This window comes from Thalassospira sp. UBA1131, assembly GCF_002311515.1.
Classification (GTDB): domain Bacteria; phylum Pseudomonadota; class Alphaproteobacteria; order Rhodospirillales; family Thalassospiraceae; genus Thalassospira.
This window is the reverse complement of record NZ_DCAO01000066.1, coordinates 1-4818: the sequence shown is the minus strand read 5'-3', so window position 1 is coordinate 4818 and position 4818 is coordinate 1. Positions and strand designations below refer to the sequence as shown.

Annotated in this window: 4 protein-coding genes; 2 read left to right on the top strand and 2 right to left on the bottom strand. The window is 54.4% G+C overall.

The genetic code is table 11. The features are described 5' to 3' along the window. Positions 1-3087 (bottom strand): bifunctional proline dehydrogenase/L-glutamate gamma-semialdehyde dehydrogenase PutA (gene putA / locus B3Z49_RS10475; protein WP_296990631.1); only part of this gene is annotated, 3087 nt, incomplete at its 3' end. A 204-nt stretch (positions 3088-3291) separates the two neighbouring features. Between putA and B3Z49_RS10470 the strand changes: the two genes are divergently transcribed. Further along, positions 3292-3765, top strand: a complete 474-nt coding sequence (locus tag B3Z49_RS10470; protein WP_008890579.1) for an Lrp/AsnC ligand binding domain-containing protein — start codon at positions 3292-3294, stop codon at positions 3763-3765. Positions 3766-3884: 119 nt separating this feature from the next. After that, positions 3885-4517 carry a 2-hydroxychromene-2-carboxylate isomerase gene (locus B3Z49_RS10465; protein ID WP_296990629.1) on the top strand — a complete coding sequence of 211 codons (633 nt, stop codon included), beginning with the start codon at positions 3885-3887 and terminating at the stop codon, positions 4515-4517. 62 nt (positions 4518-4579) lie between these two features. On the opposite strand, the gene B3Z49_RS10460 is transcribed toward B3Z49_RS10465, so the two are convergent. Beyond that, positions 4580-4818 (bottom strand): hypothetical protein (locus B3Z49_RS10460; RefSeq protein WP_296990628.1); only part of this gene is annotated, 239 nt, incomplete at its 5' end.

The following is a 4818-nucleotide window of genomic DNA, read 5'->3' as shown; positions in this document are numbered from 1 at the left end:
ACGATCGTCTGACACGTCATCATTGGAAATGGTATTTGCCTTCGCAATCGGCTTGGCAAAGCGTTCGACATAATGCGGACCACCGGCCTTTGGACCGGTCCCCGATTTACCCTGCCCGCCGAACGGCTGGACACCGACCACCGCACCGATCTGGTTACGGTTCACATAGCAGTTGCCAACGCGCAGTTTCTGCGAAATTTCGCGTACGGTGGTATCGATACGGGAATGGATACCAAGGGTCAGGCCATAACCCGATGCATTGATCTGATCAAGGATCTTGGGCAGATCGCGCGCCTTGTAGCGCACCACATGCACAACCGGACCGAACACTTCGCGTTCAAGCACATTGATCGACGGGATTTCAAAGCAATGCGGTGCAAAGAAATTGCCGCCTTCGCATTCCGGAAGCATGTCACAGGCATGCAGAAGCTTGGCTTCCTTTTTCATGCGTTCGGCATGGGCTTCAAGAGCCTTGCGCGATTTTTCGTCAATCACCGGACCGACATCGATATCAAGGAACTTCGGATCACCAACCCGCAATTCCTTCATCGCACCGACCAGCATTTCACACAGCTTGTCGGCGATGTCTTCCTGAACAAACAGCACACGCAGTGCCGAGCAACGCTGACCGGCTGACTGGAAACCGGAAATGATTGCGTCCTGCACGACCTGTTCGGGCAGTGCGGTCGAATCAACGATCATCGCGTTCTGCCCACCGGTCTCGGCAATCAGCGGCAACGGAACACCCGGGCGTTTTGCCAGCGCCTGGTTGATCACCTGTGCGGTTTCGGTTGACCCGGTAAAGGCGACACCGGCAATGCGCGGATCATTGATCAGCTGATTACCAATCACACGCCCCGGCCCCGGAACCAGTTGGAATGCCGCGCCCGGAACGCCGGATTCAAGGATCAATTCTGCCGCACGGGCGGCAATCAGTGAAGTCTGCTCTGCCGGCTTGGCAATCACAGCATTTCCTGCTGCAAGGGCCGCGGTTACTTGCCCCAAGAAGATCGCAAGCGGGAAGTTCCACGGGCTGATGCAAACAATCACGCCCCGACCTTCAAGCGGGCTGCCTTCGCGGAAGGTTTCCTCCGCCCGGTTGGCATAATAACGACAGAAATCAACAGCCTCACGCACCTCGGCAACGCCATCGGAATAAAGCTTACCGGCTTCGCGCTGACAGAGCGCAATGAACTCGTCCATATTTTCTTCAAGCAGATCACCCAGACGACGCAGTGCCGTCGCACGGTCACTTGCCGGTGTCTTGTTCCAGGTTTCATAGCCCTTGAGGGCGGCCACAACGGCGGCGTCAATATCAGCCTCGGTCGCCTGTACAAGGTCACCGACTTTTTCGTCAAACTTGGCCGGGTTGATGACATCAATCGGGGTACCCGAAACAAGTTTGCCATCAATCAGCGGGGCCGCGTTCCAGGTCTTGTTCTTGATCTCGGCAAGCTTGGCACTAAGCGGCAACAGCTTTTGCGTATCGGTCAGGTCAAGCCCACGCGAGTTGACGCGACTTGCACCATAAAGGTCAATCGGTGCCGGAATCTTCGGATGGCCTTTGCGCGGAAGGGCCGCCATCTTTTCGATGGGATCGGCGATCATTTCCTCAATCGGCAGCTGTTCATCCTGAATACGGTTCACAAAACTGGTGTTTGCACCGTTTTCCAACAGACGACGCACCAGATAGGCCAGAAGATCTTCATGGGTGCCAACCGGCGCATAGACACGGCACGGAACGTTTTCGCCGTTCTTATCAACGATCTGCTCATAAAGTGCTTCGCCCATGCCATGCAGACGCTGGAATTCAAAGGTGCGGTCATTGCCCGCCATTTCCAGAACCGATGCCACCGTGTGGGCATTGTGGCTGGCGAACTGGCAATAAAATGCATCGCGGCGCGACAGCATATATTTCGCACACGCCAGATAGGACACATCGGTCGATGCCTTGCGGGTAAAGACCGGATAGCCGTCAAAACCGTTTTCCTGACTGAATTTGACTTCGGTATCCCAATAGGCCCCCTTCACAAGGCGGACCATCATCTTGCGCCCGACCTTGGTCGACAGATCGGCCAGCCATTCGAGAACGTGATAGGCACGTTTCTGATAGGCCTGAACCGCCAAACCATAGCCTTCCCAGCCATCAAGATCCGGATCGGCAAAGACAGTGCCGATGACATCAAGCGACAGATCAAGACGGTTGGCTTCCTCGGCATCGACGGTAAAGCCGATATCGTATTTCTTTGCCAGAAGTGCCAGTTCCTTAAGCCGCGGGGTCAGCTCATTCATCACGCGATCATAGTTGGCAAAGTCATAGCGCGGATGGATCGCCGAAAGCTTGACCGAGATGCCCGGACTGTCAATCGGCCCACGGCCATTGGCAACGCGTCCGATATCATGAATGGCGGTTTCGTATGCCTTATAATAGCGATCGGCATCCTTCATCGTCCGGGCGGCTTCGCCCAGCATGTCATAGGAATAGCGATAGCCTTTTTCTTCATTCGCCTTGGCGCGCTCGGCAGCCTCATCAATGGTGCGGCCCATCACGAACTGGCGGCCCATGATCCGCATGGCGTGGTTGAATGCCTTGCGAATGACCGGCTCCCCCGAACGACCGATCATGCGTTTGATCAGGCGGCCCGGATCGGCCTTTTCCGCCTTGCCGAACTTGATCACCCGCCCGGTCAGCATCAGCCCCCAGGTCGACGCATTGACAAAGAAGCTGTCGGAATGGCCCAGATGGCTTTGCCAATCGGCATCAAACAGTTTGTCCTGAATAAGCTTGTCGGCAGTCACCGCATCGGGCACGCGCAGCAGTGCTTCGGCCAGGCACATCAGGATGACGCCTTCCTTGCTCGACAGCTCGTATTCATGCAGCAGGGCATCAATGCCGCTTTTGCCGTTATCGGCACTGCGCACGCGGGCGACCAGTTGATAGGCGCGGTTTTGAACGCGCGCGGTCTGTTCCGGGGAAAGACGCGCTGTTTCGATCAGGCGTTCAACAACGGCCTCTTCATCGGCGCGATAAGTGTCACGGATCGTCTGGCGGATTTCATTCGGTTGCGGCAGTTCGGTACGGAACATGTTTAAAAGCCTCTCCCTGATGTTGGACTTTGCCGATCCCGAAGAACGCACATTATTTCAGGCGCTTCGGGGCCTTTTGCACCTCTATGGCGACAGACAATATTATTTCATCCGAAAAATGTGCTGCCATTTTTGGCTTAAATACGATATATCATCCACGATTTTTACATTCGCATAGTCACAAATACTGGCTGGACGCTTAAAATGCAGAAGAACCACAAGAGCCTGGACAAGATCGACAAACAGATCCTCCGCGAACTTCAGAACGATGGCCGCATGTCCAATGTGGAGCTATCACGCCGGGTTAATCTGAGCCCGACACCCTGTCTGGAACGCGTGCGCCGCCTTGAGCAAAACGGCTTTATCACCGGCTATATGGCAACACTGGATCCGCGCAAGCTTAACCAGTCACTTGTGGTCTTCGTTGAAATCACTCTTGATCGTACCACACCTGACGTCTTTGACGTATTCGCCGCGGCGATCAAAAAGCTCCCTGAAATCGAAGAATGCCATATGGTCGCCGGTGGTTTTGACTATCTCGCGAAACTGCGCGTCGAGGACATGTATGCCTATCGCGAGTTCCTTGAACGGCTGTCTTCTGTTCAGGGCGTCGGTCAGACTCATACATATGTCGTGATGGAAGAAGTAAAAGTCCGGCCCGGCATCGTCATTCCCTGATTTTCTTTTTTTGTTGATTCGCAACGACTTAATAGATCAAAATCGCATCCATCAAAGCAGACATCAGATCTGCTGGAAAAGTTGTTGGTGAAAACAAAACGGAAAACGGGTGCAGGAACATGTCTGAAGTCAGCTTCTACTTCGATTTCTCGTCACCTTACGGCTACCTTGCCGCCGAGCGGATGGAAGACTTCGAAAAACGCCATGGCGTCACGGTCGTCTGGCGCCCCTTCATGATTGGCGCAGCCTTCAAACAGACAGGACAAAGCCCGCTTTTGGATCAGCCGATCCGCGGTCCGTATTTCCGGCACGATATGGAACGCTGCGCACGCTTGCAAAACATTCCGTTCCAAATCCCCAATAACTTCCCCTACACGGCACTGGTTCCGACCCGGGCCTATTACTGGCTTGAATCGCGATCTCCGATGTTGGCGCGCAAATTCGCCAAGGATATCTATCGCGGCTATTTTGCCGACGGGCTTGATATGTCCAACCCGGAAAACGTTTTTGCCGCCGCAACCCGCCATTCCATCAATGCATCCGAAATGCGTGCCGCCGTCGAATCCCAGAAATGGAAAGACCATGTCCGCGCTGTTACCGAGGACGCGATCAAGATGGGCGCCTTTGGATCGCCCTTCTTCTTCTATGAGGACGAACCTTTCTTCGGGAATGACCGCATCGATCAACTCGCCCAGTGGATTTCACTGCGCAAACTGACGCTTGGCAGCACAACAGACAATCCCGGGCAGTAGCACCGTCAAACTTCGCCGTGGAATGCAGAACAAGCTCTTCTGGAAGGCGCAGATCAGCCTTTCTACTTCACGACTTTTTCTTGCACTTTCGTGGTCGACAACCAGGTTTGCGCATTGCGTGCAAGAGCTTGGCGGATATCATCGCGCGCAAGCACTTCGTCGATCATGGCAACCGCCTTCTTGCCCCAGCCATTCTTTGTGCAAACCACGTGATAATTGATTTTTTCTGATGCTTCGCTGAATGGATGGGTGACGATCATCGGGGCGCTATCACCACCAAGACCGTTCTTCTGATTGACCA

Coding starts and splice junctions, on each gene's coding strand:
- B3Z49_RS10470 (WP_008890579.1), top strand. CDS start 3,292: ATGCAGAAGAACCACAAGAGCCTGGACAAGATCGACAAACAGATCCTC.
- B3Z49_RS10465 (WP_296990629.1), top strand. CDS start 3,885: ATGTCTGAAGTCAGCTTCTACTTCGATTTCTCGTCACCTTACGGCTAC.